The 25,933-nt window shown below is 41.1% G+C and carries 25 protein-coding genes; 16 read left to right on the forward strand and 9 right to left on the reverse strand.

Annotated elements, in window-relative coordinates:
• Window positions 1–26: 26 nt before the first annotated feature.
• The 4 genes from rsmI (at window position 27) to M472_RS39000 (ending at window position 4,447) form a co-directional block, all read left to right on the forward strand.
• A complete protein-coding gene (gene rsmI, locus M472_RS38985; protein WP_021071425.1) occupies window positions 27–692 on the forward strand; it encodes a 16S rRNA (cytidine(1402)-2'-O)-methyltransferase in 666 nt (221 codons plus the stop codon).
• A gap of 118 nt (window positions 693–810) precedes the next feature.
• Window positions 811–1,530, forward strand: coding sequence for a PH domain-containing protein (locus tag M472_RS38990; protein WP_021071426.1), 720 nt, complete (start codon window positions 811–813; stop codon window positions 1,528–1,530).
• 9 nt (window positions 1,531–1,539) lie between these two features.
• The gene (lnt, locus tag M472_RS38995; RefSeq protein ID WP_021071427.1) at window positions 1,540–3,162 is read left to right on the forward strand and encodes an apolipoprotein N-acyltransferase; all 1,623 of its coding nucleotides are present in this window, start codon (window positions 1,540–1,542) and stop codon (window positions 3,160–3,162) included.
• A 151-nt stretch (window positions 3,163–3,313) separates the two neighbouring features.
• Complete coding sequence (locus tag M472_RS39000; protein WP_021071428.1) at window positions 3,314–4,447, forward strand: cysteine desulfurase family protein; 1,134 nt, start codon at window positions 3,314–3,316, stop codon at window positions 4,445–4,447.
• Window positions 4,448–4,478: 31 nt separating this feature from the next.
• Here the strand turns inward: M472_RS39000 and M472_RS39005 are convergent, their stop codons facing one another.
• On the reverse strand, window positions 4,479–4,895 hold the full coding sequence (locus M472_RS39005; RefSeq protein ID WP_021071429.1) for a copper resistance protein NlpE: 417 nt from the start codon (window positions 4,893–4,895) through the stop codon (window positions 4,479–4,481).
• Between the two features lie 94 nt (window positions 4,896–4,989).
• Complete coding sequence (locus M472_RS39010; RefSeq protein WP_021071430.1) at window positions 4,990–5,322, reverse strand: hypothetical protein; 333 nt, start codon at window positions 5,320–5,322, stop codon at window positions 4,990–4,992.
• 479 nt (window positions 5,323–5,801) lie between these two features.
• On the opposite strand from M472_RS39010, the gene M472_RS39015 reads away from it, so the two are divergent.
• From M472_RS39015 to M472_RS39030, 4 genes are all read left to right on the forward strand, one after another.
• Window positions 5,802–6,539 (forward strand): electron transfer flavoprotein subunit beta/FixA family protein, encoded by a 738-nt coding sequence (locus M472_RS39015; protein WP_021071431.1) that lies wholly within the window; start codon window positions 5,802–5,804, stop codon window positions 6,537–6,539.
• A 59-nt stretch (window positions 6,540–6,598) separates the two neighbouring features.
• Window positions 6,599–7,573, forward strand: coding sequence for an electron transfer flavoprotein subunit alpha/FixB family protein (locus tag M472_RS39020; RefSeq protein ID WP_021071432.1), 975 nt, complete (start codon window positions 6,599–6,601; stop codon window positions 7,571–7,573).
• A gap of 114 nt (window positions 7,574–7,687) precedes the next feature.
• Window positions 7,688–8,314 carry a bifunctional nuclease family protein gene (locus M472_RS39025; RefSeq protein ID WP_021071433.1) on the forward strand — a complete coding sequence of 209 codons (627 nt, stop codon included), beginning with the start codon at window positions 7,688–7,690 and terminating at the stop codon, window positions 8,312–8,314.
• A 9-nt stretch (window positions 8,315–8,323) separates the two neighbouring features.
• Window positions 8,324–9,700, forward strand: a complete 1,377-nt coding sequence (locus M472_RS39030) for a nucleoside permease (protein ID WP_022829413.1) — start codon at window positions 8,324–8,326, stop codon at window positions 9,698–9,700.
• A 60-nt stretch (window positions 9,701–9,760) separates the two neighbouring features.
• Here the strand turns inward: M472_RS39030 and M472_RS39035 are convergent, their stop codons facing one another.
• The gene (locus M472_RS39035) at window positions 9,761–10,177 is read right to left on the reverse strand and encodes a hypothetical protein (protein ID WP_037458830.1); all 417 of its coding nucleotides are present in this window, start codon (window positions 10,175–10,177) and stop codon (window positions 9,761–9,763) included.
• Window positions 10,178–10,415: 238 nt separating this feature from the next.
• Here M472_RS39035 and M472_RS44635 point away from each other — a divergent pair, with 238 nt between their 5' ends.
• Window positions 10,416–11,408: an energy transducer TonB gene (locus tag M472_RS44635; protein ID WP_021071436.1), complete on the forward strand. Its 993-nt coding sequence runs from the start codon at window positions 10,416–10,418 to the stop codon at window positions 11,406–11,408.
• 57 nt (window positions 11,409–11,465) lie between these two features.
• Here the strand turns inward: M472_RS44635 and M472_RS39045 are convergent, their stop codons facing one another.
• Window positions 11,466–11,930, reverse strand: a complete 465-nt coding sequence (locus M472_RS39045; protein ID WP_158499927.1) for a helix-turn-helix transcriptional regulator — start codon at window positions 11,928–11,930, stop codon at window positions 11,466–11,468.
• Between the two features lie 812 nt (window positions 11,931–12,742).
• Window positions 12,743–13,018 (reverse strand): GIY-YIG nuclease family protein, encoded by a 276-nt coding sequence (locus M472_RS39050; RefSeq protein ID WP_235049520.1) that lies wholly within the window; start codon window positions 13,016–13,018, stop codon window positions 12,743–12,745.
• Between the two features lie 962 nt (window positions 13,019–13,980).
• Between M472_RS39050 and M472_RS39055 the strand changes: the two genes are divergently transcribed.
• A complete protein-coding gene (locus M472_RS39055; protein WP_021071439.1) occupies window positions 13,981–14,781 on the forward strand; it encodes an RNA polymerase sigma factor in 801 nt (266 codons plus the stop codon).
• A gap of 3 nt (window positions 14,782–14,784) precedes the next feature.
• Window positions 14,785–15,879, forward strand: coding sequence for a hypothetical protein (locus tag M472_RS39060; RefSeq protein ID WP_021071440.1), 1,095 nt, complete (start codon window positions 14,785–14,787; stop codon window positions 15,877–15,879).
• Between the two features lie 30 nt (window positions 15,880–15,909).
• Here M472_RS39060 and M472_RS44640 read toward each other — a convergent pair whose 3' ends face one another.
• Complete coding sequence (locus M472_RS44640) at window positions 15,910–17,145, reverse strand: DoxX family protein (protein ID WP_021071441.1); 1,236 nt, start codon at window positions 17,143–17,145, stop codon at window positions 15,910–15,912.
• 180 nt (window positions 17,146–17,325) lie between these two features.
• Here M472_RS44640 and M472_RS44645 point away from each other — a divergent pair, with 180 nt between their 5' ends.
• The gene (locus M472_RS44645) at window positions 17,326–18,372 is read left to right on the forward strand and encodes a WG repeat-containing protein (RefSeq protein WP_021071442.1); all 1,047 of its coding nucleotides are present in this window, start codon (window positions 17,326–17,328) and stop codon (window positions 18,370–18,372) included.
• A 60-nt stretch (window positions 18,373–18,432) separates the two neighbouring features.
• On the opposite strand, the gene M472_RS39065 is transcribed toward M472_RS44645, so the two are convergent.
• Complete coding sequence (locus M472_RS39065) at window positions 18,433–19,788, reverse strand: ATP-binding protein (RefSeq protein WP_021071443.1); 1,356 nt, start codon at window positions 19,786–19,788, stop codon at window positions 18,433–18,435.
• 268 nt (window positions 19,789–20,056) lie between these two features.
• Here M472_RS39065 and M472_RS39070 point away from each other — a divergent pair, with 268 nt between their 5' ends.
• The gene (locus M472_RS39070; RefSeq protein WP_021071444.1) at window positions 20,057–21,235 is read left to right on the forward strand and encodes a hypothetical protein; all 1,179 of its coding nucleotides are present in this window, start codon (window positions 20,057–20,059) and stop codon (window positions 21,233–21,235) included.
• A gap of 6 nt (window positions 21,236–21,241) precedes the next feature.
• On the opposite strand, the gene M472_RS39075 is transcribed toward M472_RS39070, so the two are convergent.
• Window positions 21,242–21,805: a C40 family peptidase gene (locus M472_RS39075; protein ID WP_021071445.1), complete on the reverse strand. Its 564-nt coding sequence runs from the start codon at window positions 21,803–21,805 to the stop codon at window positions 21,242–21,244.
• Between the two features lie 199 nt (window positions 21,806–22,004).
• Between M472_RS39075 and M472_RS39080 the strand changes: the two genes are divergently transcribed.
• From M472_RS39080 to M472_RS39090, 3 genes are all read left to right on the forward strand, one after another.
• The gene (locus M472_RS39080) at window positions 22,005–22,907 is read left to right on the forward strand and encodes a hypothetical protein (protein WP_144062757.1); all 903 of its coding nucleotides are present in this window, start codon (window positions 22,005–22,007) and stop codon (window positions 22,905–22,907) included.
• A 79-nt stretch (window positions 22,908–22,986) separates the two neighbouring features.
• Window positions 22,987–23,559, forward strand: coding sequence for an RNA polymerase sigma factor (locus M472_RS39085; RefSeq protein ID WP_021071447.1), 573 nt, complete (start codon window positions 22,987–22,989; stop codon window positions 23,557–23,559).
• Window positions 23,552–24,880: a carboxypeptidase-like regulatory domain-containing protein gene (locus tag M472_RS39090; protein ID WP_021071448.1), complete on the forward strand. Its 1,329-nt coding sequence runs from the start codon at window positions 23,552–23,554 to the stop codon at window positions 24,878–24,880. The genes M472_RS39085 and M472_RS39090 overlap by 8 nt, the downstream gene beginning before the upstream one ends.
• A 50-nt stretch (window positions 24,881–24,930) precedes the next feature.
• Here M472_RS39090 and M472_RS39095 read toward each other — a convergent pair whose 3' ends face one another.
• Window positions 24,931–25,815 (reverse strand): energy transducer TonB, encoded by an 885-nt coding sequence (locus M472_RS39095; RefSeq protein ID WP_021071449.1) that lies wholly within the window; start codon window positions 25,813–25,815, stop codon window positions 24,931–24,933.
• Window positions 25,816–25,933 lie beyond the last annotated feature (118 nt).

The following is a 25,933-nucleotide window of genomic DNA, read 5'->3' on the forward strand; positions in this document are numbered from 1 at the left end:
TTTCCTTAAAATCTTTACCTTTGACTATGCTATACTTAGTCCCCACCCCCATTGGCAACTTAGAGGATATGACCTTTCGAGCCATACGCATATTGAAAGAATCGGATCTCATTCTTGCAGAAGACACACGCACCAGCGCTCCTCTACTAAAACACTTTGGTATAGAAAAAAAGGTCTTTGCCCATCACCAGCACAATGAACATAAGGCCGTTGCCGAGATTATACGTTTCTTAAAAGAAGGCCAGCAGATCTCGTTGATCTCGGATGCGGGAACACCTGCCATCTCTGACCCCGGTTTTTTATTAGTCCGCGAAGCTATAAAAGAAGGCATCACGGTACAGTGCCTTCCCGGAGCGACCGCATTCGTACCCGCGTTGGTCAACTCTGGATTGCCCAATGACAAATTCTGCTTTGAGGGGTTTCTGCCCGTTAAAAAAGGGAGGCAGACCCGGATGAAGCAGCTTTCGGAGGAAAAAAGAACGATGATATTTTACGAATCACCGCACCGCCTATTAAAAACCGTAGAAGAATTTATCACCTACTTTGGTGAAGACAGACAAGCTTCTATATCTCGTGAGCTCAGCAAGCTATACGAGGAGACCCTGCGCGGGACATTGGCAGAATTAAAAGTACACTTTGAAAACAACCCGATAAAAGGCGAATTCGTCTTTTGCGTAGCGGGCTTAGAATAGCATTAACACCACACTTAGGTAAAAGTTTGATTGACAGTTAGTGAATACAGCGCTTTTTATTTAAGTTTACTAGTAGATATATAGCACATTATTGATCACGATCATTATTCAATAAGACATGAGTTTAGATAAGTTTATACAAGACGGACAAGACATTAAAGTTGTAGAAAAAATATATGGCAAGATTGCTGATATGCTGACACATGGAGAGGCCATTAGTTATATTGCACTGCAAAAAAAACCAGCAGTAACCTTGCTCCCCGACAGCATCACGATCAGCAACAAACGGATCTTTCTCTGTGAATTCACCAAATTGGGGCTGGCCACCAATTTTGAAATTTTCTCTTGGAAAGACATTAAAGATATTGCATTCAAAGAAGAGATATTCGGTTCTAAGGTCACGGTAATTCCATTTACAGGCGAAAACCTCAGTATAGATTACATCCCCAAAGTACAGGCTCGTAAGCTATACCAACTGATTAAAGAAGCCTTAGAGAATGTTAAGATAGAACAGGACGAGCCGGCTCCTATTACAAAGATCGCAGCACCTACACGGGACATCTACGAAGAGCCTAAGAGAGAGATCCCAGCACCTGCCGCACCGGTGTTCGAGACTCCGGCACAACCGATCGTCGAACGTCCTATAGAATCAGTAGAAGAGACCAAAGTAGAGCCGACTCCTTTCTTTGAGCAAGCAACCCCGTCTCCTGTTTCTATTCCGGCAGAGGACGACGAACTCACGCTAAAATTAAAGAAGTTAAAAACACTATTTGACAAACAGTTGATTTCTCAAGCAGAATACGAAAGCAAAAAAGCAGAAATTCTATCCCAGCTATAAAACGATCACGTGAAACAGAACTATTTATTGGCCATAACAAGTGCCTTCATACTGTGGCTAGCCTGGCCCCCTATTCCCTACACGGGTATACTGTTATTGGCCGCTTTTGTACCACTACTGGTAGCGATTGAAAATATAATCCGGGGTAACTACGAGAAAAAAGGGGCTAAAATATTTCAGCTTGCTTTTCTGACCGGATTTCTCTGGAATACAGCTTCGATATATTGGGTATTCAATGCTATGAATGCTTTTCTTCCCACGGCGGTATCCCTCTTCATTGCCCTGATACCTTACGCCCTCGCACCATTACTGATGGCTTTGGTTTTTAGGCTATACTATCAAATGCGCAAACGCCAAGCTATCGGCATTAGCTTTATCGGTCTTGTATCTCTTTGGATTGGATACGAATACCTCCATCAAAGCTGGGGATTGGCCTTTCCCTGGATGAATTTGGGAAATGGGCTGTCCAATGTCCATCAATTGGTGCAATGGTACAGTATTACAGGCGTATACGGGGGTACCTTGTGGATTTGGATAACCAATATATTTGCATTTTTACTTTATTGGCAATACAAACACAAGATAGCTGCTTTTTCGCAACAGACATTACTGATTAGCCTTTCCGTTATCATTATCGTGCCAATAGCGACCTCGCTGATCCAATATGTCAATTACGAAGAACATATCAACCCATCAGAAATCGTCGTCGTACAACCCAATATCGATCCGTATCAAAAGTTTGGATCCATTTCCCCGGAAGAACAACTGAACAAGCTCATCGAACTTTCAGCAAGTGTTGCCAAACCCAATACGGAGTTTTTCTTATGGCCAGAGACCGCGATCTCCGACCGTAACGGTATCCATGAAGAAGATTTCAGAGCCTATCCGGCTTACGAAAAAAGCACCGAATTTTTGGAAAAATATCATAATGGCAATATCCTATCGGGTATCGAAAGCTACTCGATCTATGCAGACCAGAAAACGCTGACAGCCCGCCCTTACGGCAATAAGTACATCGATAGTTTCAATGCGGCCGTATTGATTGATGGATCGAGCAAAGTACAATTCTACCACAAGTCTAAATTAGTACCCGGAGTAGAGCAGATGCCTTTTGGACAAGCACTTTCATTTATGAAACCTCTTTTTGAACATTTTGGCGGTACTACCGGAGGTTATGGTTATGACAAAGAGCCGTCTGTATTTTACAGCCAAAGCGGTATAGGGGCAGCTCCCGTCATTTGTTACGAATCAATATGGGGACAATATGTGGCCGAATACATAAAAAAAGGAGCACAGTTTATCGCCATCGTCACGAATGATGGTTGGTGGAAAAATACTTCTGGCAAAGATCAACATCTGGCTTATGCCAAGCTAAGAGCCATTGAAAATAGAAGATGGGTGGCTCGTTCGGCCAATACCGGGATATCAGGCTTCATCAATCAACGCGGCGACATCGTACAAAATACAGCCTGGTGGGCACCAGCAGCACTATCCCAGGAGATCAATCTGAATGAAGAGCTCACCATCTATACGCGATATGGAGATCTTATTGCTTATTTGGGATTATTAGGTTGCCTATCCAGCTTACTGTTGCTGCTTATACCAGGATCCAAGCGCAAAAAACTCGCCTAGTATACAGGGTTCTGGAAAGCTCTGGACAGCATGTGCAGGATACAAGTAGTCGACCGCTGCGGAGACACAGGTTCCTCATTGAGAACTGTCAAGAATAGACTCTTTCGGAAAAAATATAAATAAATACATATACAATAGCTAATTTTGTCCTATGCAAGTATATCTAGACAACGCAGCTACCACCGCTATTGACCCCGAGGTCATTGAAGTTATGGTGGCAACTATGCAAAATGATTTTGGGAACCCTTCTTCTATACACACGCACGGTCGTCAGGTAAAAACAATTATAGAGAAAGCGCGCAAAACAATAGCTAATTTACTCCATGCTTCCCCTTCGGAGATCTTTTTTACTTCGGGTGGGACCGAAGCAGACAATATGGCTATCATTCGATCCATAGAGGACTTTGGTATTACGCATGCGATCACTTCCCCTATAGAGCACCACGCTGTTCTCCACACCTTGGAAGAATTGGAAAGAATAGGCAAGATTCATTTAGATATATTAAAAGTAGATAAGGAAGGCCACATCGATATTCAACACCTCGAGGAGCTCTTGCAAAAGAATCCACGCAGTTTGGTATCTGTCATGCAAGCCAACAATGAAATCGGCAATCTCACCGATCTACAGCAGGTGTCGGAGATCTGTCAACGCTATGATGCACTTTTGCATTCTGACACGGTGCAGACCATGGGACACTACCCCCACGATCTGACCGAGCTTAAGATCGACTTTATGACGGGAGCAGGGCACAAATTCCATGGTCCTAAAGGAGTCGGCTTCTTGTATATCAATGGTAAAAACAAGATAAAACCGTTCATTTATGGTGGTGCCCAAGAGCGCAATATGCGTGGAGGAACAGAGAATGTGTATGGTATCGCCGGAATTGCCAAGGCATTAGAAATTGCTTATAGCCATATGGAAGAGCACCATACTTATATACAGGAATTAAAAAGCTATATGATCGCCGAGCTTTCCAAAGCTATTCCGGATATACAGTTCAACGGCTGCATCGATCCACAACGATCCCTATACACCGTATTAAACGTATCTCTCCCTTGTACAGAGATGGCCGATGTCTTATTGTTCAATCTCGATATTATGGGGATATCCGCTTCGGGGGGCAGTGCCTGTAGCTCAGGCTCTGATATAGGGTCACATGTACTGACCGGTATTCAGGCTGACAGCCAGCGTCCTTCCGTACGTTTTTCATTCAGTAAATGGAATACAAAGGCAGAGATCGATTATGTCGTCTCCAAGCTCAAAGAAATCTGCGAACATGATTAATAAAAAAAGGAATCTAAACTAGATTCCTTTTTTATTTCATCTTAGCTAACTGATAGCTCTCCGCCAGATCGCCGGTTATTTCATTCCCCGAGAGATCCAACTGTACCAGCAGCTCACTTTCGATTTTATATTTATAATCAACCCCATCCAGGATCAACTTATTTTTGTCGATTTCCCACTTGCCCTCTTTAACGAAACGTTCATTCGATTTACCATCATACTGGTAAGTCAGCGTGTAGGAATGATCACGATGCAGTTCCAATAATGTACTGATAGCATCACAATCCACACAGGGCAGATTGCCGGTATATGCGCCAACTATATTCGCAGCTAATAACTCGATATTCTCCAGCTTGTCCTTTGCCGTAGTTCGCTTTTTATTGTTGATACAAGCAACAAAAAGAGCCAAAATCAATAGAGCTGTAGATATATAGTTAAAAATCCGCATATGTACTTCTTTAAAAAGGACTTTCAAAAACAGTACCAAAAAACACAAACGTGTTATTTAGGAGTTAAAACTCTCACAGCTCCTGAGACATGCCTTAGTAATCATCATCGTCATCTATGCCACGCAAGAGATTCAAAGCTGCCTGCAGTTCCCCCATAGCATGTCTATTCCTCATCCTATTTGCGACAATTATCCCTGCTTCATAAATCTTCTCTGCAGATTCTTTTTCACCTTGTTTTTCCAGGAACTTGGCATAATGATAATAGGTACCCACATAATCCGGATAGGTCGACACCATGTGTTCAAAACCAGACCTGCTCTGTTCAACATCCCCCAACTTGACATATTCCATTGTCAGGGCATAATGCAAAAACGGATCCTGAGGTGTCTCCTTTATGAATTCCTTGAGTTGCTCTATCCTATCCATCGGTATTAAAATTTAGTGATAAGCTACAAAGAAAACCAAAGACCACGAAAAAACAAAACACTACTTTTCTAATACTTTAAAGCACGCGATAACCCCATACAATTACAACCACTTCTGGAATCACATAATCTTGCTTGTAAGGGAATACTAAGTAAAACAAATACCCCACAATCACTCCTTTTATCGCCTACAAATTTTTGATAATAGTAGCGGGAAGCACGAATGTTGTATCAAAAATTTTCAGCGATGAGTTTAGCTTCGCTGAGCTACACTTCGTTTCGGTTTTGCTTACTTTTTGCGGAAAAAAGTGAGAGCCATTCGCGGCTTGAGCGAAAACCAATATTATGCACGCATAGGATTTTACATAAAATTGACTATATTTGATAAGTAAACTTAAGTGTTAATCAGTAGATTTACTGTATCAAGCGTTCTTAGCAACAATGTAATGAATTTATGGTTTAAAAATAAAAGATTAGTATATGAAGATATTAGTATGTATCAGTAATGTCCCGGACACTACATCGAAAATAACGTTTACCAACGACAACACAACTTTTAATACTGCAGGTGTACAGTATATCATCAATCCATACGATGAGATCGCACTGTCAAAAGCTGTCGATCTTGCTGCCGCTACAAGTGGTACCGTTACAGCTATCACTGTAGGTGATGCCGCTACAGAACCCACCATCCGCAAAGCACTGGCTATAGGTGCCGACAACGCTGTTCGTATTGACGCCGCTCCATCGGATGCCTGGTTTGTGGCCAATCAGGTTGCTGCTTACGCAAAGAACAACAATTTCGACCTTATCTTAACTGGTCGGGAATCCATCGACTACAATAGTGCTCACGTAGCGGCTATGTTAGGCGAACTATTGGGCATCCCTTCCGTATCTATCGCAAAGGGGTTACAGATCGACAATGGACAGGCCAATATCGAACGGGAGATCGAAGGAGGAAAAGAAATGCTTACCGCCTCTCTTCCAGTAGTCGTCGGTGCTGCTGAAGGCGTCGCCGAACCGAAGATCCCCAATATGCGCGGAATCATGGGGGCACGCAGTAAACCGCTCGAGGTAATCGCGGCAATCGCCGTTGATCCACTTACAAAAATGAAGTCTTACGCGACTCCTCCTTCAAGAGGTAGTGTGACTCTAGTCAATGAAGACCAGGTAGAACAACTGGTAGATCTGTTACACAACGAAGCGAAGGTAATCTAAATCAAGCCTCTATATCAATAGAATGCATTGAGTTTACGAAATAATTAACTAGAAATTTTATGTCAGTATTAATATATATAGAGAATACAGAAGGTCAACTTAAAAAGTCTGCTTTTGAAGCTGCTTCGTATGGTAAGGCTATCGCCGAACAACTTCAAACCGAAGCCGTTGCTATTTCCATTGGAAATGTACAAGACGACCAACTCCAGGCACTAGGAGGCTATGGCATCACTAAAGTACTTAATGTCACGACCGACAGTCTAAAATCATTTGTCAATCAAGCATACGCTTCTATTATTACAGCAGCTGCGCAAAAAGAAAATGCATCCGTAGTTGTCCTTTCAAATACATTTAGCGGTAAAGGACTAGCCCCACGTGTGGCAGCCAAGTTGAGTGCAGGTATTGTATCTGGAGCCTCTAGCCTACCGCAAATCAATGGCGATACGTTTGAAGTACAGACTTCGGCATTCTCCAATAAAGCGATAGCAACGGCGTCCATACAATCAGCGGTAAAAGTTCTCACAGTCAATCCTAACGCATTCCCTGCCAAGGAAACAGGAGGTTCTGCCAATATTGAAGCATACACCCCGGATATTGCACAGACAGATCTGAATACAGTCGTACAAGAAATCGTACGTGCTACCGACACCATATCACTACCCGAAGCAGAGATTGTAGTATCTGCGGGCAGAGGGCTCAAAGGTCCAGAAAACTGGGCTATGATCGAGGAATTGGCACAAGTCCTTGGTGCTGCTACCGCTTGTTCAAAACCGGTATCTGATGCAGGTTGGAGACCCCATTCGGAGCATGTGGGTCAGACAGGCATCGTCGTAAGCCCCAATCTTTATATCGCCATCGGTATATCGGGAGCCATACAACATCTCGCAGGCGTATCGTCCTCCAAAACGATCGTAGTCATCAACAAGGATCCAGAAGCTCCTTTCTTCAAAGTAGCAGACTACGGTATAGTAGGAGACGCTTTTGTCGTTGTACCCAAATTGATAGAGGCATTAAAAAAACATAAAGGAAACTAAAACATCAATTAACAATGGCACCATCAACGGTGCCATTGTTAATTTCCAGCATTTTATCTAAGTTTGTATCATTGGAAAAGGGGGAGCCTAATCCATATCACGGAGTGTATTAGGATGAAGAAATTAAAGTTAGATATTGTCGGCTTATCATATAGTCAAACGCAGTCTGGCGCTTATGCATTAGTACTGGGTGAAGTAAATGGGAATAGACGTCTTCCTATTATTATTGGAGGTTTCGAAGCACAGGCAATTGCCGTGGAGATTGAAAAAATGACACCGAGCAGACCGCTCACACATGATCTTTTCAAGTCTTTTGCAGATGCTTTTAGTATCGGCCTCGAAGAAGTATTGATATACAACCTCGTTGACGGAATATTTTTTGCTAAGATTGTATGTAACACCGCAGGAAAGCTCCTAGAAATTGATGCCCGGACTTCCGATGCTGTAGCGCTAGCCGTACGTTTCGGCTGCCCGATATACACTTACGATTTTATCATGGCCTCGGCAGGCATTGTTATTGAAAACAATGACTTTGCATTTCTGGAAAATATATCTGCTGCCTCTAGCACCGAAAGCACGGCTCCCGAACAACAGGACGAACAACCTACCCCAACTCCAGCATCTCCATACGCATCGCTCACCGATGAACAACTGGAAAACACCTTGCAAAAAGCGATTGCCAATGAGCAATACGAAGCTGCAGCCCGTATCCGAGATGAGATCGAAAGACGAAAATCATAATACATCGATATGTCTATAAAATTAAGACTAACTGTCATGAACTTCCTACAGTTTTTCGTGTGGGGAGCATGGTTGATTACCATTGCCAATTATTGGTTCGGTACCAAGCAATGGGACGGCACACAGTTTGGAGCTATCTTTTCGACCATGGGGATCGCATCCCTATTCATGCCGACACTGATGGGGATTATTGCAGACAGATGGGTCAATGCGGAGCGCCTTTATATCGGACTTCACTTGCTCTATGCGGTGTGTCTCATTTATTTGGCACAGGTAACAAATCCCGACAGCTTCTTTACGGTGATGTTGCTGGCCATGTGTTGTTACATGCCCACCCTAGCCCTCTCCAACTCTATTGCCTACAGCTCGCTGACGAAAGGAAACCATGACTTGATTAAGGCCTTTCCTCTGATTAGAGTATGGGGCACTGTAGGTTTTATTGCAGCTATGTGGCTCACCAATCTTACAGGCAATAAAGCGACCGAGTACCAGTTTTATATTGCTGCTGGAGGATCCATATTTCTAGGCATCTATGCGATGTTCATGATTCCCAAATGCCCACCGCAACACCTTACTAAAGAAAATGCCAAGCTATCCGAACTCTTGGGATTAGAAGCCTTCAAACTGTTTGGCAATTACAAGATGGCGCTCTTTTTTATATTCTCTATGTTCTTGGGTGCCGCCCTTCAATTGACCAATGCCTATGGTGACGTATTCCTGAGCGAGTTCGCTTTTTATCCCAAATATGCAGATTCCTTAGTGGTAGAACGCTCGACCATCATCATGTCCATATCACAGATATCAGAGACACTATTCATCTTGGCTATTCCATTTTTCTTAAAGCGCTTTGGTATCCGCAATGTCATGCTCTTCGCGATGATTGCCTGGGTATTACGTTTCGGTCTTTTTGCTTATGGAGATCCATCTTCCGGTCTATGGATGATTATCCTATCCTGCATTGTCTATGGCATGGCATTCGACTTCTTTAACATATCTGGATCACTTTTCGTAGAGACATCGACAGATTCAAAGATACGCTCCTCAGCGCAAGGGCTATTTATGATGATGACCAATGGAATTGGTGCAATCTTAGGTTCACAGGTCTCCGGTTGGCTGATAGATAAATATTATACGAAGCCCTTTGACACCCTAGCAGGTCTCGCAACACGGCTCGAAACCAGTACAGATAACCCAAAACTATTGGACTTTATTGCCGGTAAAGGAGTGCAAATCACGAATGGCACATTCGATTCTGCGATTTATTTAAAAGATTGGCAACATATATGGCTAGCATTCGCTATCTATACCTTGGTGATTGTAATTGCCTTCTCGATTCTATTCAAGCACAAGCACGATCCCAAAGACTTAGAAAATACAGGTCATTAACATACAAAAGGCTCTTCAGAAATTGAAGAGCCTTTTTTGTTATCGTTTAAATATTTTTATTTATCTCGCCTTGACCTCAGCTATCATCGTTAATACTGCATCAATAGTCGATTTGGCGGCATCTTTCATTTTTTGTGTACCGGCGTAATCCGCATCTAGTGTCACCTCTTTAGATTTTTCTTTGTACGTATATTTTAAGATATAGCGCGGCACTTGCTTTCCTTCCGTAGAATCTTTCCGTGCTGTAGTCATGTCGTCATCCACGTTCCAAAACCCCAACTCCATCGCTTTGCGGTGTAAGTACAATAAGTCGTTGTCCCGCATTTTCAATGTATCCGTCAAAACCTGGTTATCCTTTGTCAGATAATGATAAATCCTTGTCTTAGAATTGTACGTATTCAACATCTCTCCAGGCGTACCATACGTAATCTCAATGGATTCAAAATCTGAAAATCGGTAAGGAGCATTTTTTATCATAGATGAATAATAAATACCACAGTAGACTACAAATGGAACAATGATACAGATTCCTAGAAAAATTTTTCTTGCCTTATCGCTCATAACTAAAAAATATGCACAAAAGTACATATTTAAAATACAACCTGTGTCAGAGAAACGCAATTAGCACGTTGCTATTTAGTCAAAGCTTGATAAAATTTATTTTACTTATGTTTGTATACACGTCGTGCATAACAATCATTGGTGAGTGGAAATAATGAAGCATACAATTTTCTCTATCGGTAAATATCTAGTAGTCTTTTTTTTTTTAGGCTTAACAAATCAGCTACAGGCGCAGGAAACCATCGTTACCTACATCAAAAAAGATGGAGGGTTCACGCCTCTCCAAGATTCTGCTGCATATACCAGCATATTGCACCTCGAGCCCAATGAGGCAGGTTTATACCAACTTCGTGAATACTATCCCAATGGCAACTTGAAGCGCCGGGGTTGGGTCAAAGCTGCTGACCCTAAACGATTGCGCTTTGAAGGCTTGGTAGAAGACTTTTATGATAATGAAATACTAAAATCCACCTATCAGTACAGTAATGACAGGCTACTGGACACGGCAAAAAAATATTATAGGAACGGGGGGTTAAAAGAGACTATCGTGCATTTAAAACCCACAACTCCCCCTACTGACCTCTCGCCTAGAGATCTGTCCAGCAGACTTGTCTATTATGCAGACTCATTGGGCCACGTTCAGGTTAGCAATGGCAATGGCATTGCCACAATAATACGTGATGAGACCAAAAAAGAACAAGGAGAATACATCAACGGGCTACGCGAAGGACATTGGACAGGCTTCCTTCATAATGGAAAGTCTCAGTTTGAAGAATGGTACAATAACGGAATTTTAGAAAAAGGAGTAACAACAGACAGCCTAGGGCAACAGCACAAGTACACACAGAAAGATGTTGAACCCGAATACCCAGGAGGCATCATGCAACTGAGAATGTTTATAGGCAACAACTATAGATACCCGGCTGAAGCTATTAAAGCGAACGTATCGGGACAATTACTCATCAGCTTTGTAGTTGAGAAAACAGGAAAGACCTCCGAACATAAAATCATTAATGATCTAGGATATGGTACAGGGCAAAGAGCCATCGAAGTACTAAAGAGAGCAAAAGACTGGACTCCGGGGTACCACCGCGGACTTCCTGTCCGAGTCGCCTACTCCGTCCCCATTCAGTTAAACCTGAACTAAGTAGTCTTAAATTCAAGCTGATCTGAGATAACACTTTTGCCAAACAAACAGGCAAAACTAGAACTCTGACTCTGATGGAGGCTTTAAATACTTTTTGTAATTCCCCTCTTTGATATAGTCTAGGTCTCCTTCTTTGCAGTAGCCTGTCAGGTAGACCGAATACTTGTTACTATCCGCTTTATCTGCTCCGAGCTCTTTTATCACATCGGAGACACGTCTCGGGGTTTCAAAAAAATCGGAGTCGTATACAAGATGATCGAGCTTCTGATTCTTTTCAATACGTTTTTGAGATTCAGGAGAAAGGCCAAAGAGCGGAGCTAATTCGATGTCATTCTCGAAGACATCACGAGGTTGGATTTGTAATGCCCGACAAATAAGCAAAAAGTTATTAAGCGTAGTGCCTCTGCCTTTTTCGAGAAAAAGAATAGTATTGATAGTCAACCCGGTCATATCCGCTACATCATTCTGCGAATAAGAAAGAGCTTCCCTCCTTTGACGGAAAACATCTCCTATTTTAATCAAAACATCTTTATTTGTTGCACTCACAAAACAAATAGAAACAATATTTGCGCAAACAAAATATTTATATTTGAAGAAATAATTTGCTTCGATAAAATTAACTACTATCTTTGATTAGAGATAACCAATACTTATATATAATCATGAGAAACACACTATATAAGAACATCGTTAAATCCCCTGTCTAATTAAAGCAGGAGAATTACAAAAAGAGGTAATAGTAAAGCAACAGTATTAGCGCCCAATTTTATACAAAAACCAATTATTGCTTAAAATCCTCCACTATTTTTAGTTCACGTCATTTATGCTTTTCAGGCATGAAATAGGAACAATATTGCTCTTTGACATATTGGTATGGGTAAAAAATATTTGAGGCTGCTTGTTCAGCCGTAGGGTGAGGACACATTGCCACTCACTAAGTACCCTTAATATTATTTCTGTAGATGCTCACAGTTTGTACATCTTGACGTCATCTCGACCGTAGCGGAGAGATCTAACAATATATTATCACAGTTTGTAGGGTAGTAACAACCACATTAAAGATAGAGTCCTGTATATGGCCCCCTGTAGATGCTCATAGTTTGTCTGCTAGCCGTCACCCTGCTGCGTCCCGATATTGCATCGGGAAGCATAACGAAGTGAGGTCGAATGGGTCTAACGACATAATAGTCACTCCTTGACAGTTCATAGATCTCTCTATTCCGCTTCGCTCCAATCGAGATGACGAAAGGAACAAAGCAAATGCTATTTGTAAGGGTATACACAACCGAGTCTCGTTCCCAAAAACTAAGCTTTTAACAAACAGACATCTTAATTTACCACTCCTTAACAACCTGCCAGAGGTCGTTCCATTGTGGATTAAGCTTGTTGATGAGATTTTCTTTCTTGGAGCGATTCCATTTCTTGAGTTGTTTTTCTCTGTCAATGGCTTCTTCAATCGTAGGAAAGGATTCATAATAAACACAGAGACAGGAATTATACTTACTCGTAAACGAATTGGCATACCGCTTCTCACGGTGCTCAACCAACCTAGTGTATAAATCAGAAGTCACTCCAATATAGAGCACAGTTCGGTTTACATTAGTTAGCATGTATATCACACCACCTCTTTCCATAGTATTAAGATACTAAATTAAACAACATACACGAGGCTGCTTGTTCAGCCGTAGAGTGAGGGTGTATTGCCACTCACTAAGTACCCTATATTGAAAACACACAGGGGCACCCTGTAGGTAATCAAAATTTATTCCCATCACGTCATCTCGATTGAAGCGCAACGGAATAGAGAGATCTAACGCTAGAAGTATCCTGTAAAACTAATAGATCTCTCCACAAGGTCGAGATGACGAAAGGAACAAAGCAAATATTATTTGTAGGGTAGTAACAACCCGATTAAAGCTAAATTATTCCCCCGACCTGTAGTTGATCACAGTGTGTAGGGTATTAAAAACGGCTTCTACTGTAACCCTTTTGCTTTAATCATCTTAATGACAATTTATTTGTCTTGTCCCCGTCATCTCGATTGTAGCGCAGCGGAATAGAGAGATCTAACGAGATAACATTTAATACCAGACAGTCCATAGATATTCCGATACTCGGAACAGGCACTCGACTGCGCTCGGTATGACGAAATGAATAAGCAAATACAATTTGATAGGGTAGTAACAACTCTTTGTTTTACAATCAGTCAATCTGAACACCTGTAGATGCTCACAGTTTGTAGGGTATTAACAAAGTATAGGTAAATATATCTAAGACTCGTCGCCTGTAAATGACCAAAATGTGTAGGGCAATTATTAATTGCAAAAGTAGTTAACCCTACATAGTTCATAGATATCTCCACAAGGTCGATATGACGAAAAATAGTTGAGTAAAATTTAAGGAAATATACAACCACCATCTTATAGGTGGCGTGAGAAAAAAAACAGCACCCCATACCAATACGTCTAGCAAACAACACACAACTGCGGTAGCCTTGGCAACAAAAGATAAAACCGGCAAAATCGCCAAGGTTATACGCAGTTATTTTGACAGCACGCTAAACAATTAAAACATGAAGCTATGCAACACACAGCTCCACCTCTCCTTGCTCAAGGAGGGGAAGGAAAAAGGTTTGGATTATTTTTACCAAAAGTACTTCGATACATTCTGCTATCGGGCCGAACGTGCCACCGAAGACTTATGTGCAGCAGAGAGTATTGTACAGGAGGCTTTCTTTCGTCTGTGGCTCTTCCGAGAGCAGATCGAAGACAGTGAAGCCGTATTTAACTTTCTAAAAAAACAGATCCGAGCGGCGATTGGTATATACTTCACCAAAACTAGGAATAGATTTCAACGTAGCCTATTACGTTTAGATAGTATTGAAGACTATCAAGAATTCATGTTGGGTTACGATATGGAAACTGAGGATGAAATAGATACTGTTTATTTAGAACGACTGGAGGAGGAGAAACAAAGTCAGCTTGAAAAACTCAATAAGTTGCTCCCCTTCCTTTCCGAACAGCAACAGAACTTTATCAAATTATGTTTACAATACAGCTTTAATTATGAACGAATTGCCTACTACCTAGGTGGAATATCGGATTATGAAGTCAGTTTGCAAGTAGAAAAAACAATTGATGCCCTACGTCAGATATTTCAAAGTCAGGACAAACTCAATATCCTCAACACCCCTAGCTCAATAAAGTTAGAAGGCGAATTTTCGGCAGAACAGGCCGAGATATTACGTATGCGCTATGAACTTCAGATGTCATTCGATGAGATCTCAGAATCACTCCAACTAAGTTCATCCCTTGTCAAAAAAATATTTATAGAAGCACGAGCTAAAGTTAAATCCACTAAAAAGACAGCATAAATCATGGAAAAAGACACTATTGTACTCACCAGAAAAATACAGTTACATATTGATTCGGACGACAAGGAAAAACGATCCGAATATTACAAGACGCTATTCGAGTGGCAGGATGTCGTATTCCGCGGAGCTAATATGGTGATGTCTCACCAGTACATACAAGAGCAGATGAAAGACCTGATCTACTTACAGGATGACGTAAAAATCAAACTAGCCGACCGCAACAAGGATGAAGAAGGCATACTAAATACATCACGAATGAATACGACCTATAAAATATTGTCCCGTTATTTTAAGGGCAAGATCCACTCCGATATCCTGTCCTGTATCAACATGACGCTGATAAAAACCTTCAATACCGAAAGGCTAGACTATTGGAAAGGTACCAAGTCCCTACGTAACTACAAAAAGGATATGCCCATTCCATTTTCCGGTAGCCAGATCAAACTCCATAAGGATGAAAATAACAGAGATTTTAAGTTTACTCTGTTCAAAATCCCTTTCCGAACGTACCTTGGCAAAGACCGATCGGACAAACGGGTATTATTACAGCGCGCACTCGTAGGGCAGATCAAGATCTGCGGAAGCTCTATCAAGATCGTAAAAGGTAAGATTTTCTTACTAATCGCACTGGAAATGCCTAAAAAGCAACAGGAACTAAAAGATCATATTATTGCCGAGGCCTCATTAGCTGTTGAGCATCCCATCACGGTACAGATTGAAAAAGAGAATTTTCAAATCGGGAATAAAGAAGAGTTTCTCTACCGTCGTATCGCAATACAATCGGCCAGACATCGTATCCAACGGGCGGCAGCGTTCTCCAGAGGCGGCCACGGACGTAAGAAGAAACTAAAAAGTCTAGATCAATACAACGAAAAGGAGAAAAAATACGTGGACAACAAACTTCACCTCTACAGCCGCAGATTGATAGACATCTGTATCAAGGCGCAAGCAGGCACTCTCCTGCTCGTCAACCAAAGTCTAAAAGAAGAAGTCGCCAAAGAAGACGAATTCCTCCTCCGAAATTGGTCTTACTATGGGCTTATCGAAAAAATAAAATACAAAGCCGATATGGCAGGAATACAAGTTATTACGGAATAAATATAGGGCTGTTTCAAATGAGACAGTCCCCTATCTATTATAAGGATATTCCTGTATCCAATTGAACCCACGCTTCCTCAGTTCAAAGTCCTCTGGCTTCTGCTTAACCAACTTGATGACTTCTGTACGACTATCAAAAACTTTCTTTAAGAAGACATCGCCATTATCATCAACAGAATAGTCGAATGTGTAATTATTTAGTGATATTGTCTTGTTACCAGCATCTATTGTTGGTGTTATCGCTATTTTCTTATAGTATTTATCCCGAACACTCGCATAGCCATCGAGTTCAAAGACAATAGACATCCAATCCTTGGGAATACTCTTCCGCTCGGTATTATCATCGTCAATATGGTAAATACCATAGAATGCTGATTTCTTGAAATAGTGGTCAATTAGCTTATGCCTATTCAACAAGCCTGTAATCTGCTGCGTTACAAAAACAAGAATAATCACCACTTTGAGCCCGATCATCAGCTTATTTTTCCAAGGTCTCGCGTATACTGGCCTTTCCAGTAGTTGCAACTGACCAGGACGCCCACGCACCAACAAATTGAACAAAGTCCGGAGATAAGGTAAGAGCAGATAGAGCGATAATAACAACAAGGCTGTCGAAACAATTTTGACAGGGACATCAAAAAAATAGTTGGTCGCCATAATATTGATACTCACAGCTGTGGTGATCAGCGCCCCGAGTACCATTGTTCTGCGAAACAGCAGGAGACTTGCAAGTATCTCTACGATACCTACGAAAATATTGTAGCCTTTGGAATAACCAAAATAGGTCCAAGCCAGTCCCATTGGAGAAAACTCACCCAAAGGTTGCATCAGTCTACCCAGCCCCGGAGGAGGCATCTGCGAGTGAGTCAGCTTGACAACACCATAATTGATCAGCATAAATGCGATGTAGTATCTCGTAATCGCTGTCAACCAATAGTAACAGGTATTATAGCTCTTCCTGTCTCTATCCAACACAGACCAAACCAGGGTCCCTAATACCGCAACAGCCAAAAATACCGCCAAAGAAACCCAATCATACGAGGTGTCTCCGCTGCCATTAGTATACACTGCGTAGTCATACCGATAATTTAGAATATGAATTGCAAACCAATGACATAACTGGCGTATCGGCGTAGTCAGAAACTGAGTCAAATAACCCAATAACGAGAAAGCTCCATTATTCTTAAACAGGATAAACGAAAGAATGAAAATAAAACTGAAGCGAAAGCCTATTTTCCTTGATAGCGTCCATGATTGGTCAGTCATAAGTTAACATATTAAGTTACTGTTGAAGTTAGTAAAAATCATCCATCTCTATTCACCTTTAACTTTATTTAAGACTTCAATCCTGCCGTTCCTTTTTATACCCAACTTTCCATATCCACAGTAACAAACATTCCTACTTCGATAGATTTTATGTAGGTTTAAAAAGAAATAGCGACGTATATGTCTATAAAAAACAGTTTTAGTATAATCGGGTGTATTCTTTTAGGTTTTATCAGCTCCGTATCTGGACAAGAACTCTATTACTTTACGGATAAAGATTCTATTCAATTGGGGGTAAAATCAGCGACAGAAATAATTGTCCCCCTTGGAAGACATAGAATAACGTACGAAATTGATTTTTCTAAACCTATCCTCTCTCCCATCTTTGAATTACCGGGAAGTCTAAACAAATCCCCACTCGCGACGGATAATCCCGCTATGCCATCGGCTACAGTATATAATAGAAAAGGGGAGCCTCTTTACTACACCTTGTGGTTTGATAATGGCAGTGATTATTTTTCGGAAGACCTACAACGTATTATCGCCTTAGATAATGGAAAAATTGGATTTGCCGACGAGGAGGGAAATATCAAAATCTCCCCTGAATGGGACTTTGCAATTCCATTCAACTATGGTTATGCAACAGTACTACGCGATGTCAAAAAAGAACGAATAGATGAAGAGCATTGGACTGTAGTGCCAAACTCCTCCAGCTCATTCAAAGGATATATGAACAAAAACGGAAATCTGATCACACCGAGCAAAACAAAAAAACATGAAAAAGACTATGTCTTAGAAAATGGGGAATACCTCCCTTACCCGTTCAGCTATACCAAAGATGAACAAGACATTCTAAAGAGATTTGAAGAATATTACGAGATTATTAATGATATCTCTTTACACAATTATTACAGCTCGGATCCTAAACCAGAAGTATCCCTACAGTTTGAAATCATAAAAAGACCTACCAAACATTTTCCGTATTACAAACTTCAAGGTTACCGTAAGCAGCGTACAAACGATGATTATATATTTTTGTTTCATGCCGAGGCTCAAACTTTTCACTATATCGATTACCCTTATTCCTTAGAACAAGAAAATATTAAGCCAATAAAAGAATATATACTGGAAAACCTAGAAAGAATCATCGAATACGACAAGCAAACGTCTAAACATCAATCATCATATCCCTTTGATATTGACCATGCCTATCAAAAGTGGAGATAAAAACAAAAAGAACAGTATAACAGTAGCCTAAATTTTATTACATGAGGGGGAAATTTGACATTAGTCTACTTTGCTTATAAACCAATCGATATATTCTGGCAACTTTGTTCCCAAATAATACGGAAGGTTCAGTAATTTATAAGGCTTTCCATTTGGTGTAACGGTATCCTCAACTCTTAGCTCTCCTCCATATATCCGAACTGCGAAATGATGCTCCACTCTTTCCAAAAATTGATGAAGAGACTTCAATGAACCTGTAGCACCAGACTTTACTTCAATAGGTATTACCAACCCCTTGGCAACAAAAAGAGCGTCAACCTCTGCACTGGACTGAGCCTTATCCCTAACCCAAAAGTGAGGCATTGATGTTGAGGAAAACTGTATAGAGATCAGCTCTTGTACAATCAAATGAGGAACTAATGTCCCTTTATATGCAGGACTCAAATCTTTCATCGCAAGCATATCAGACTGAATACCTGCCGCATAATTAATGAGTCCTGTGTCTAAGAACTGTAATCTAGGCGACTTCTTAATATCGCTCCGAATCGGAGGAGTCACATCAGTAGTAGGATAAATCAACCTTATAATTTTAGCATTATCTAAGGTCCGGAATGACTCTCCAATTTCCCGTGAACGGTAGTTTGAATTACCAAAACCCTGAAATTTAACACGTTCATCTAAATACAAAGGAGCTGTATCCATAATATGTTTAATAATCTTACGTTCCGTATCATTAGAAGCGTATTTCTCCACATCGTTTTTATATGTCCCCCAAATACTCTCGTATTTAGAAATAAGGTCAGATAGATTAGATGTTACCAAATCCGCTTTAACAATCTCTGGCATTCCTCCTATGATTGCAAATCTGTGAAATTCATCCATTAAAATCTGATGAGCAACTTTAGAAACAGGAATTTTATTCAGATATCCGGCAAGATTAGTCTTACTATTGGCTTCTAGATACTCTTGAAAATTCAAAGGATGCAAATACAAAAACTCAACCCTACCGACTGGAAAACTAGGAATCTCCTGCATAGCAAATTCGAGAAGAGAACCTGCACTAATAACATGTAGTTCTGACATCTCTTCATAGAAGTAGCGTAATAATTGAATTGCAGCAGGACTCTCTTGAATCTCGTCTATAAAGAGAATGGTATCTGAAATGTCCTTCGAAGGAACTTCGTGAACAAGAAAGAGAGCTTCAACAATGTCTTGTACATTATCAAAGTTTTCAAAATATCGTCGATCTGCGGGCTTTTCTAAATTAAGAATAATACGATGCTTGTATTTCTTTGAAAAATCACGTATTAAAGTCGTTTTACCAACCTGCCTTGCTCCTCGTAAAATCAAAGGCTTTCGATCTACACGACCTCTCCAATTATCCAAACACCCCTGAATAGCTCTCTTGAATTCCATAACAAAAGTTAAAAATGTAACAAAAGCAAACCCAAATATACACACTTATTGTCACAAAATAAACCCAATTTCACCCAATACCTGTAACAAAATAAAGCCAGTCTCAACAAACTATTGTCACAAAGTAAAGCCAAATTAAAAAACAAGAAGATAAAACAGCAATTTCTTTCGATCCACAGTTTACTTCCATAACCTTCCCACTTTAATTAAGAAACTAAAAAATCAACGGCAAATTCCTACATTTGAGCAATACAGCATTCATACACACATGGACAGAAGCACACCTACCTTTATATCCCTAACCGGAGAAAACAGCCACAAAATAGTAATCCCTCCCGGACAGGGGAGTTTTTCTATAGGAACGAAAAATATGTCCAAAGGGAAATACGATGTACTGGTTGTGGAAGGAAGCGCAATCAACTGGGATGTATTCAACGAAATGTACACACCACATGGAAAACAAAATGCAGATCGTTATCCTAATGGTGACTGGCCTCGTTTTTTCTATTACTCGGGAGATGATACAGGTTTCATCCAATGGTCGGAGAAGCGAAGGATAGAAAACCTGAACTGGGCTCCGATAGGCCCAATGAAAGCAGACCTCAGCAAGGCAAACATCTATGAACTCAGCATCCATGCTACAGCCAATCCGATAGAATTAATACTGGGCGAAAATATCAAAAAACTATACCTCTCCGGCAATCTGGCCAACATACAGATTAAAGCCAGTCCTAGCACTACGCTCGTACAATTTGCTCCAGATACCGGTACAGCAGCTGATAACAACTACTGCTTACCGGAATTCCTGTCATTAAATAAGACAGTAACCTCAGTACATGTAGACAATACTGTGATAGGGGCAGCAGTCGACTGTAGCAGCTTATTGCAGTTCAAAAACATACAAAGTCTGAATCTTAGCGGTAATATCACCAATCTACAGGCTATAGCTCAACTACATGAGCTCGAATATCTGGGATTACGGACGATGCCCGATCTAACAGGCATGCCAGCACTGAAAATATGGCAAAAACTCAAAAGCTTCATCGGTTGGAACATCGAAGAGACACAGGGTAAGATCCTACAACAGGAACTTAAAAGCCTGCTTAAAGAACGGGAGATGGAATACTCCTCCGTATCGAAGCTGCGTAAAAAAATATGGTTTACGACCGAGTATGGAATTCCATTCACCAATTGGGAAGGAAAAAATGCCAAAATCGCAACCAAAGCATACAAATCCGCCCTAAAAGCCATAGGTAAAGCGAAGACGGAAGCAGAAGTGAAACAAGCTATTATCGAATTGATAGACCTGATCAATACCTTGCACAATATAGAAACTGTCGAGCGAGAAGATACAGGTACTGCCGTAGAGCAACTCGTTGCTTCTTCCCGACTCGATCTGCCACAGGAACTCGCCGCACAATGGTTTGATGACAGACGGGACTTTTAACGAGACCTAGCTTGTAGGTGTACCACAGCGCTTGAGATATTTGTAATACCATGTATCTTTAAGATTAGAGATCACCACCCCCTGCTTGGTCGATACATGTACAAATTTCCCATTTTGAAGATAAACACCTACATGATCGATATCACGACCACCGAAAGAGAAAAAAACCAAATCTCCTTCCTGCAACTGGTTGTCATACTTACGCTTGATGCGCTGGGCCATATCTCTGGATGTACGGGGCAAGTCCTTTCGATACACCTCGTTATAAACCATCCCGACAAAGGCCGAACAGTCGATACCTGAACGCGTAAGTCCTCCCATACGATGCGGGCTTCCCATCCAGTCATCAATAAAAGAATAAAGATCGGCGTTCAATGCTTTAGCATCTGTGCCCAGCAAGTCCGCATAGTAGGCTGTTAGATTTCCTTTTTTTGTTCCTTTTCTAGATGCTATTTTACCTGTCTCAACCTTTCCTGCGTTACTATATAAAGTTTTCTTTTTGGCGCCACAGGAGGTTAAAAAAAGTGGAACAAGGATCAATAATACATATATACTTTTTTCTATCTTCATATCATTTCCTCCTAACTAACACGAATATAACGGTTAGCAATTATACGACAAAACAGGTAGTTTTCCACATTTGTGATTTAAAAAACCTCCTAATTTCGACAGAACGTGTGCTTTGTTCTAAAAAAGCTACAAACACCGCACCAAATCTTCTTCTGTAAACCACCATGGTTTTAAAACATTTTACATTAAATTTGTATTCATGAACAACACATATCTCCGATGGTATTTATTACCACTGTACATCATCTCGATGGTGTTCTATATGGGATGTAATAATCCTCAGCCACAAAACAGTATCACTACGACAATACAAGACACTACCCTTCGGACTGTCCCAGAGAGCGTAACCAGCGATACCTTATCTCATGGAGATATCAGCTTTGGACTATTCAATGCCACGCGCGACCAAATCATTGTCATCGACGATGAAGAACCACCTATAGAAGACTACGATAAGATCAAGCATACCTGGATTAATGAGCAGTCGTATAAGCTGGATTTTGTTAAAGTACAAAAAGAGTCAGACGATTATAACGGAAGACAGACACCCGACAACTTTGACAATGTACCAGGGGCCGTATTTAAACTGGCTGCCAAAGCAAAGCCCGGTGATGCTTATGTCCTGCTCTGCAGTGACAGCTTCTTAAAAAGCAGGAAGGCACTTAAGATCCATAACAACGTAGCTTATGCTACCAAAAGCAGTTTAGTGACCGAATTGAAAAAGACATACGGCCGATCTGTTACAAATGCCAAACTGATCGCTACGACAGCTCAAAAGGACAGTATATTTTTAGCGCAATTAGCCCCTGTTGGAGATAGCCTGACCGTAGTACTTGTTACCAAACCTCTAACAGGAAAGAACCTATTGATTCAGGAATTCAAAGCCGAATATAACGAAATGAGTACTTGGCGAGTAGATGATGGTGGCGAATTCCCAATGGAAGATTTCACCATTCTGAATGCTTTTGAGCATAAGGGCAAAATAGAATTGGTAACCTCATTTCCAGGAGCTGAGGGGGGCGATCTTACTTTCCTAACACCGGGCAAAAACAACCGCTATCATATTGTCAAAGAGTCCTACGTATACTGGTCTCCTTTATAAGGAAAATCTCCTGCAAAAGCTGATTTAACATTAAATAACTGATACTCTGAAAAAAAAGCGGTAATTTGACGGCAATTTTATGAAACTATACAATGCAGACCTTCCTTCCATTGAAGACGATGCTGTCTTACTGACACGGTATCTTCGGACAGATGATATGGAAGCCTTAGGCACACTGTATAGCAAGCATACAGAAATGGTATACTACGTATGCTTGCGCTACTTTAAAGAAGAGGAAAAAAGCAAAGATGCCGTAATGCAAATCTTTGAAGAGCTTATAACCAAAATTAAAAAGCAGGATATCAAGAGCTTTCCAAAGTGGCTATACGTTGTGAGCAAGAATTTTTGCTTGATGGATCTACGGTCAAAAAAAGGCAGAATAGAAGTTTCAATGGATGAATTTGTGGAATTCCCAACAAATATGCATCAGGAAGAAAGTTATTCGGAGAAAGAAGGAAGGTTATCGTTATTGGAACAGTGCATAGACAAGCTTCCTGAGAAACAAAAGGTAACCGTAGATCTCTTTTTCATAAATGAACATTGTTACAAAGAAATAGTCGAAATAACAGGATATAGTATGAACGAAGTAAAAAGCTATATCCAAAACGGAAAGAGAAACTTAAAAAATTGTATGGATAGAGCCGATGCGTAAACTGACTTTCGATATTGCCCATCTACGCAAGTACATCAATGGCGAATTGTCTTCACGGGAAATGCACGAAGTAGAGCGTGCTGCCCATGACGATGAAATGTTAATGGATATACTGTCGGGTCTAGAAGTCGAAAAACAACATGGAACCTCTATACCATCATTTGGTGATATACGTCAGCAAATAACACGAAAAACGGCCCGAAAGCCGTTCTGGACCAACAAATTTTTACAGATTGCGGCATCTGCCATCGTAGTGCTGTCCATAGCAAGCCTATTACTTTGGAATAATGACGACCAAAATGTAAAAACCGAAATTGCTGCTGTCAACAACGACACAAACCCAGGCTTTGTCGGCCCGAGCCATGATCGTATCGCAGAAATAGCTTCAACAGCTGATAGCTCTGGACGATCTTTTGTAAGCCCAGATTATACAGCTCAAGCCGGTCCAGCTGAAAACATGCGGAAACAGTCGAATGCGTCCAATAATCCAGCATCCAGAAAGCTTACCGAACAAGAAAGCAAAATCCTGGCCTACACGCCTACAGAAAAAAACATTGAACTGAATCAAGATCTAACAGGCACTTTGAATCTTGGCCATCCTAAACATGAAAGCGATGTCATCATCATCAACACGGAAGGACAAGACAAGTACAGCCTAATGGCAGCGAATCAAAAAAAGCAAGCGCAAGGGAAAGTCGCAGATACGAGGGTTAGTAACAACCCCAACACGCCACTGTCTAGCGCTCAAATGAGAGCTCGCCTCAGTAGCCTAGGCTTGGATTCTAAGACCGACTTAATCTGGGGACAAATTCTGGATCAGCAATCAAAACAGCCGCTCGCAGGAGTAGAAGTAACGGATACCCAAAATGACAATGTCGTCCTGACAGATGCCGATGGAAGATTTTTGTATGCGGCCAATAGCAAGAAAAGTTTGAAAATAAATGCCTCCGGATATCGAGCAAAAGAAGTTAAAGCGGAGGACGGCTCACAAACCATATTGCTATCTCCTTTAGAAGATTTATTGGACGATATTGGTTTTGACTCCAAAGCCGTCAGGTCCGGAAAAAGCGTACCGAGCAACGGCTGGGAAAAGTACATGTCATACCTATTTTCAGAAATCGATAAAATGACGGAGGGGGAGTATGATCTGTCTGTACGACTGGAACTCAACAAAGAAGGTACTCCTACAAATGTATCTATAATAAGATCATCAGACAAAAAGCTAAACGCCAAGGTAATCTATCTCATCGAACATGGTCCACGTTGGAAAGTTGGAGTGGATGCAAAAAACATCTACCTACAGATCAAACCGCGCCATTAACACAGGTAGCCCCTATAAATGATTCAAGCCCCATGAGGGGCCTGAAAAAATCATTGCTGTATAGTGCTCAGTCTTATGGGCAGACTATAAGAGACCCTAACCGGTCGGCCATTCTGAATACCCGGAGCCCATCGTTTTGCTCTTTTCAGTAGTTCAACAGCTTGATTTCCGGTACCGAATCCCAGGTCACGCTGGACATCAAAAGAACTCAAGCTTCCGTCTTTCTCTACCACAAATGAAACTTGTATGAGACCAGCTACTTCATTGTCGACTGCAGCCGATGGAAATTGATAGTTACGAGCAACCCAGTCTACAAAAGCTTTCATACCTCCTGGAGGTTCAGGCATGATCTCCACTGTCTCAAAGGGAGTATCACCATCCTCTCCTCCCCCAACAACACTTCCGATAGACTTGCCTTTGCTTCCACCTTCCCGCTTTTCCTTACCAAAAGCACCTTTTGGCACGAGCGTACCTCCAGCCTGCCCTTTCATCGAAATCGCAGCAATCATCTTTCGCGACAACAGCGTTTCGGATGTCTCTACGATATCTTCTCGAACCGAAGCTCTATTGGTGGGATTAACTTCAGTAAACTTTACTAAATCTACAGCAGGAACATCTTGAGCGACCTGCTGTGCCTCTCCCGATTCCCGAGGAATAACCACTTCTTCCTTGATCGGCACGGAATTATCAATTTCCACGGTGATCAAAGAAGCATCGAGCATCTGCCCATAGTTTACTTCGGCCCTTCTGTCCTTAGGGGATATAAAAGATAAGCTACACAAGGTCATAACACACAACACCACACCTCCTAAAGAAATCTGTATAGCCTTGTCTCCAAAAAGCCTTAATTGATAAGCTCCATAAGCTTTGTTTCGTCCAACAAAGACGATATCCATCCATTCTTTGTTGAAAATAACTGATTTTGAAAATAGCATAATAAAAAGTGTTTGGGTTTATAACTCTCTTTTATGCTATGATGATGGAAAGTTGAACTTTCCATAAAATTCATCTAAAACAAATACTGCTTCTTTTCAATCAGACCATAAGTCGAAC

Source organism: Sphingobacterium paucimobilis HER1398, assembly GCF_000416985.1.
Lineage (GTDB): Bacteria > Bacteroidota > Bacteroidia > Sphingobacteriales > Sphingobacteriaceae > Sphingobacterium > Sphingobacterium paucimobilis.

Excerpts from the sequence above, each read along its gene's own strand:
- rsmI (WP_021071425.1), top strand. The coding sequence starts at position 27 with ATGCTATACTTAGTCCCCACCCCCATTGGCAACTTAGAGGATATGACC.
- M472_RS38990 (WP_021071426.1), top strand. The coding sequence starts at position 811 with ATGAGTTTAGATAAGTTTATACAAGACGGACAAGACATTAAAGTTGTA.
- M472_RS39000 (WP_021071428.1), top strand. The coding sequence starts at position 3,314 with ATGCAAGTATATCTAGACAACGCAGCTACCACCGCTATTGACCCCGAG.
- M472_RS39005 (WP_021071429.1), bottom strand. The coding sequence starts at position 4,895 with ATGCGGATTTTTAACTATATATCTACAGCTCTATTGATTTTGGCTCTT.
- M472_RS39010 (WP_021071430.1), bottom strand. The coding sequence starts at position 5,322 with ATGGATAGGATAGAGCAACTCAAGGAATTCATAAAGGAGACACCTCAG.
- M472_RS39015 (WP_021071431.1), top strand. The coding sequence starts at position 5,802 with ATGAAGATATTAGTATGTATCAGTAATGTCCCGGACACTACATCGAAA.
- M472_RS39020 (WP_021071432.1), top strand. The coding sequence starts at position 6,599 with ATGTCAGTATTAATATATATAGAGAATACAGAAGGTCAACTTAAAAAG.
- M472_RS39025 (WP_021071433.1), top strand. The coding sequence starts at position 7,688 with ATGAAGAAATTAAAGTTAGATATTGTCGGCTTATCATATAGTCAAACG.
- M472_RS39030 (WP_022829413.1), top strand. The coding sequence starts at position 8,324 with ATGTCTATAAAATTAAGACTAACTGTCATGAACTTCCTACAGTTTTTC.
- M472_RS39035 (WP_037458830.1), bottom strand. The coding sequence starts at position 10,177 with ATGATAAAAAATGCTCCTTACCGATTTTCAGATTTTGAATCCATTGAG.
- M472_RS44635 (WP_021071436.1), top strand. The coding sequence starts at position 10,416 with ATGAAGCATACAATTTTCTCTATCGGTAAATATCTAGTAGTCTTTTTT.
- M472_RS39050 (WP_235049520.1), bottom strand. The coding sequence starts at position 13,018 with ATGCTAACTAATGTAAACCGAACTGTGCTCTATATTGGAGTGACTTCT.
- M472_RS39055 (WP_021071439.1), top strand. The coding sequence starts at position 13,981 with ATGAAGCTATGCAACACACAGCTCCACCTCTCCTTGCTCAAGGAGGGG.
- M472_RS39060 (WP_021071440.1), top strand. The coding sequence starts at position 14,785 with ATGGAAAAAGACACTATTGTACTCACCAGAAAAATACAGTTACATATT.
- M472_RS44640 (WP_021071441.1), bottom strand. The coding sequence starts at position 17,145 with ATGACTGACCAATCATGGACGCTATCAAGGAAAATAGGCTTTCGCTTC.
- M472_RS44645 (WP_021071442.1), top strand. The coding sequence starts at position 17,326 with ATGTCTATAAAAAACAGTTTTAGTATAATCGGGTGTATTCTTTTAGGT.
- M472_RS39065 (WP_021071443.1), bottom strand. The coding sequence starts at position 19,788 with ATGGAATTCAAGAGAGCTATTCAGGGGTGTTTGGATAATTGGAGAGGT.
- M472_RS39070 (WP_021071444.1), top strand. The coding sequence starts at position 20,057 with ATGGACAGAAGCACACCTACCTTTATATCCCTAACCGGAGAAAACAGC.
- M472_RS39075 (WP_021071445.1), bottom strand. The coding sequence starts at position 21,805 with ATGAAGATAGAAAAAAGTATATATGTATTATTGATCCTTGTTCCACTT.
- M472_RS39080 (WP_144062757.1), top strand. The coding sequence starts at position 22,005 with ATGAACAACACATATCTCCGATGGTATTTATTACCACTGTACATCATC.
- M472_RS39085 (WP_021071447.1), top strand. The coding sequence starts at position 22,987 with ATGAAACTATACAATGCAGACCTTCCTTCCATTGAAGACGATGCTGTC.
- M472_RS39090 (WP_021071448.1), top strand. The coding sequence starts at position 23,552 with ATGCGTAAACTGACTTTCGATATTGCCCATCTACGCAAGTACATCAAT.
- M472_RS39095 (WP_021071449.1), bottom strand. The coding sequence starts at position 25,815 with ATGCTATTTTCAAAATCAGTTATTTTCAACAAAGAATGGATGGATATC.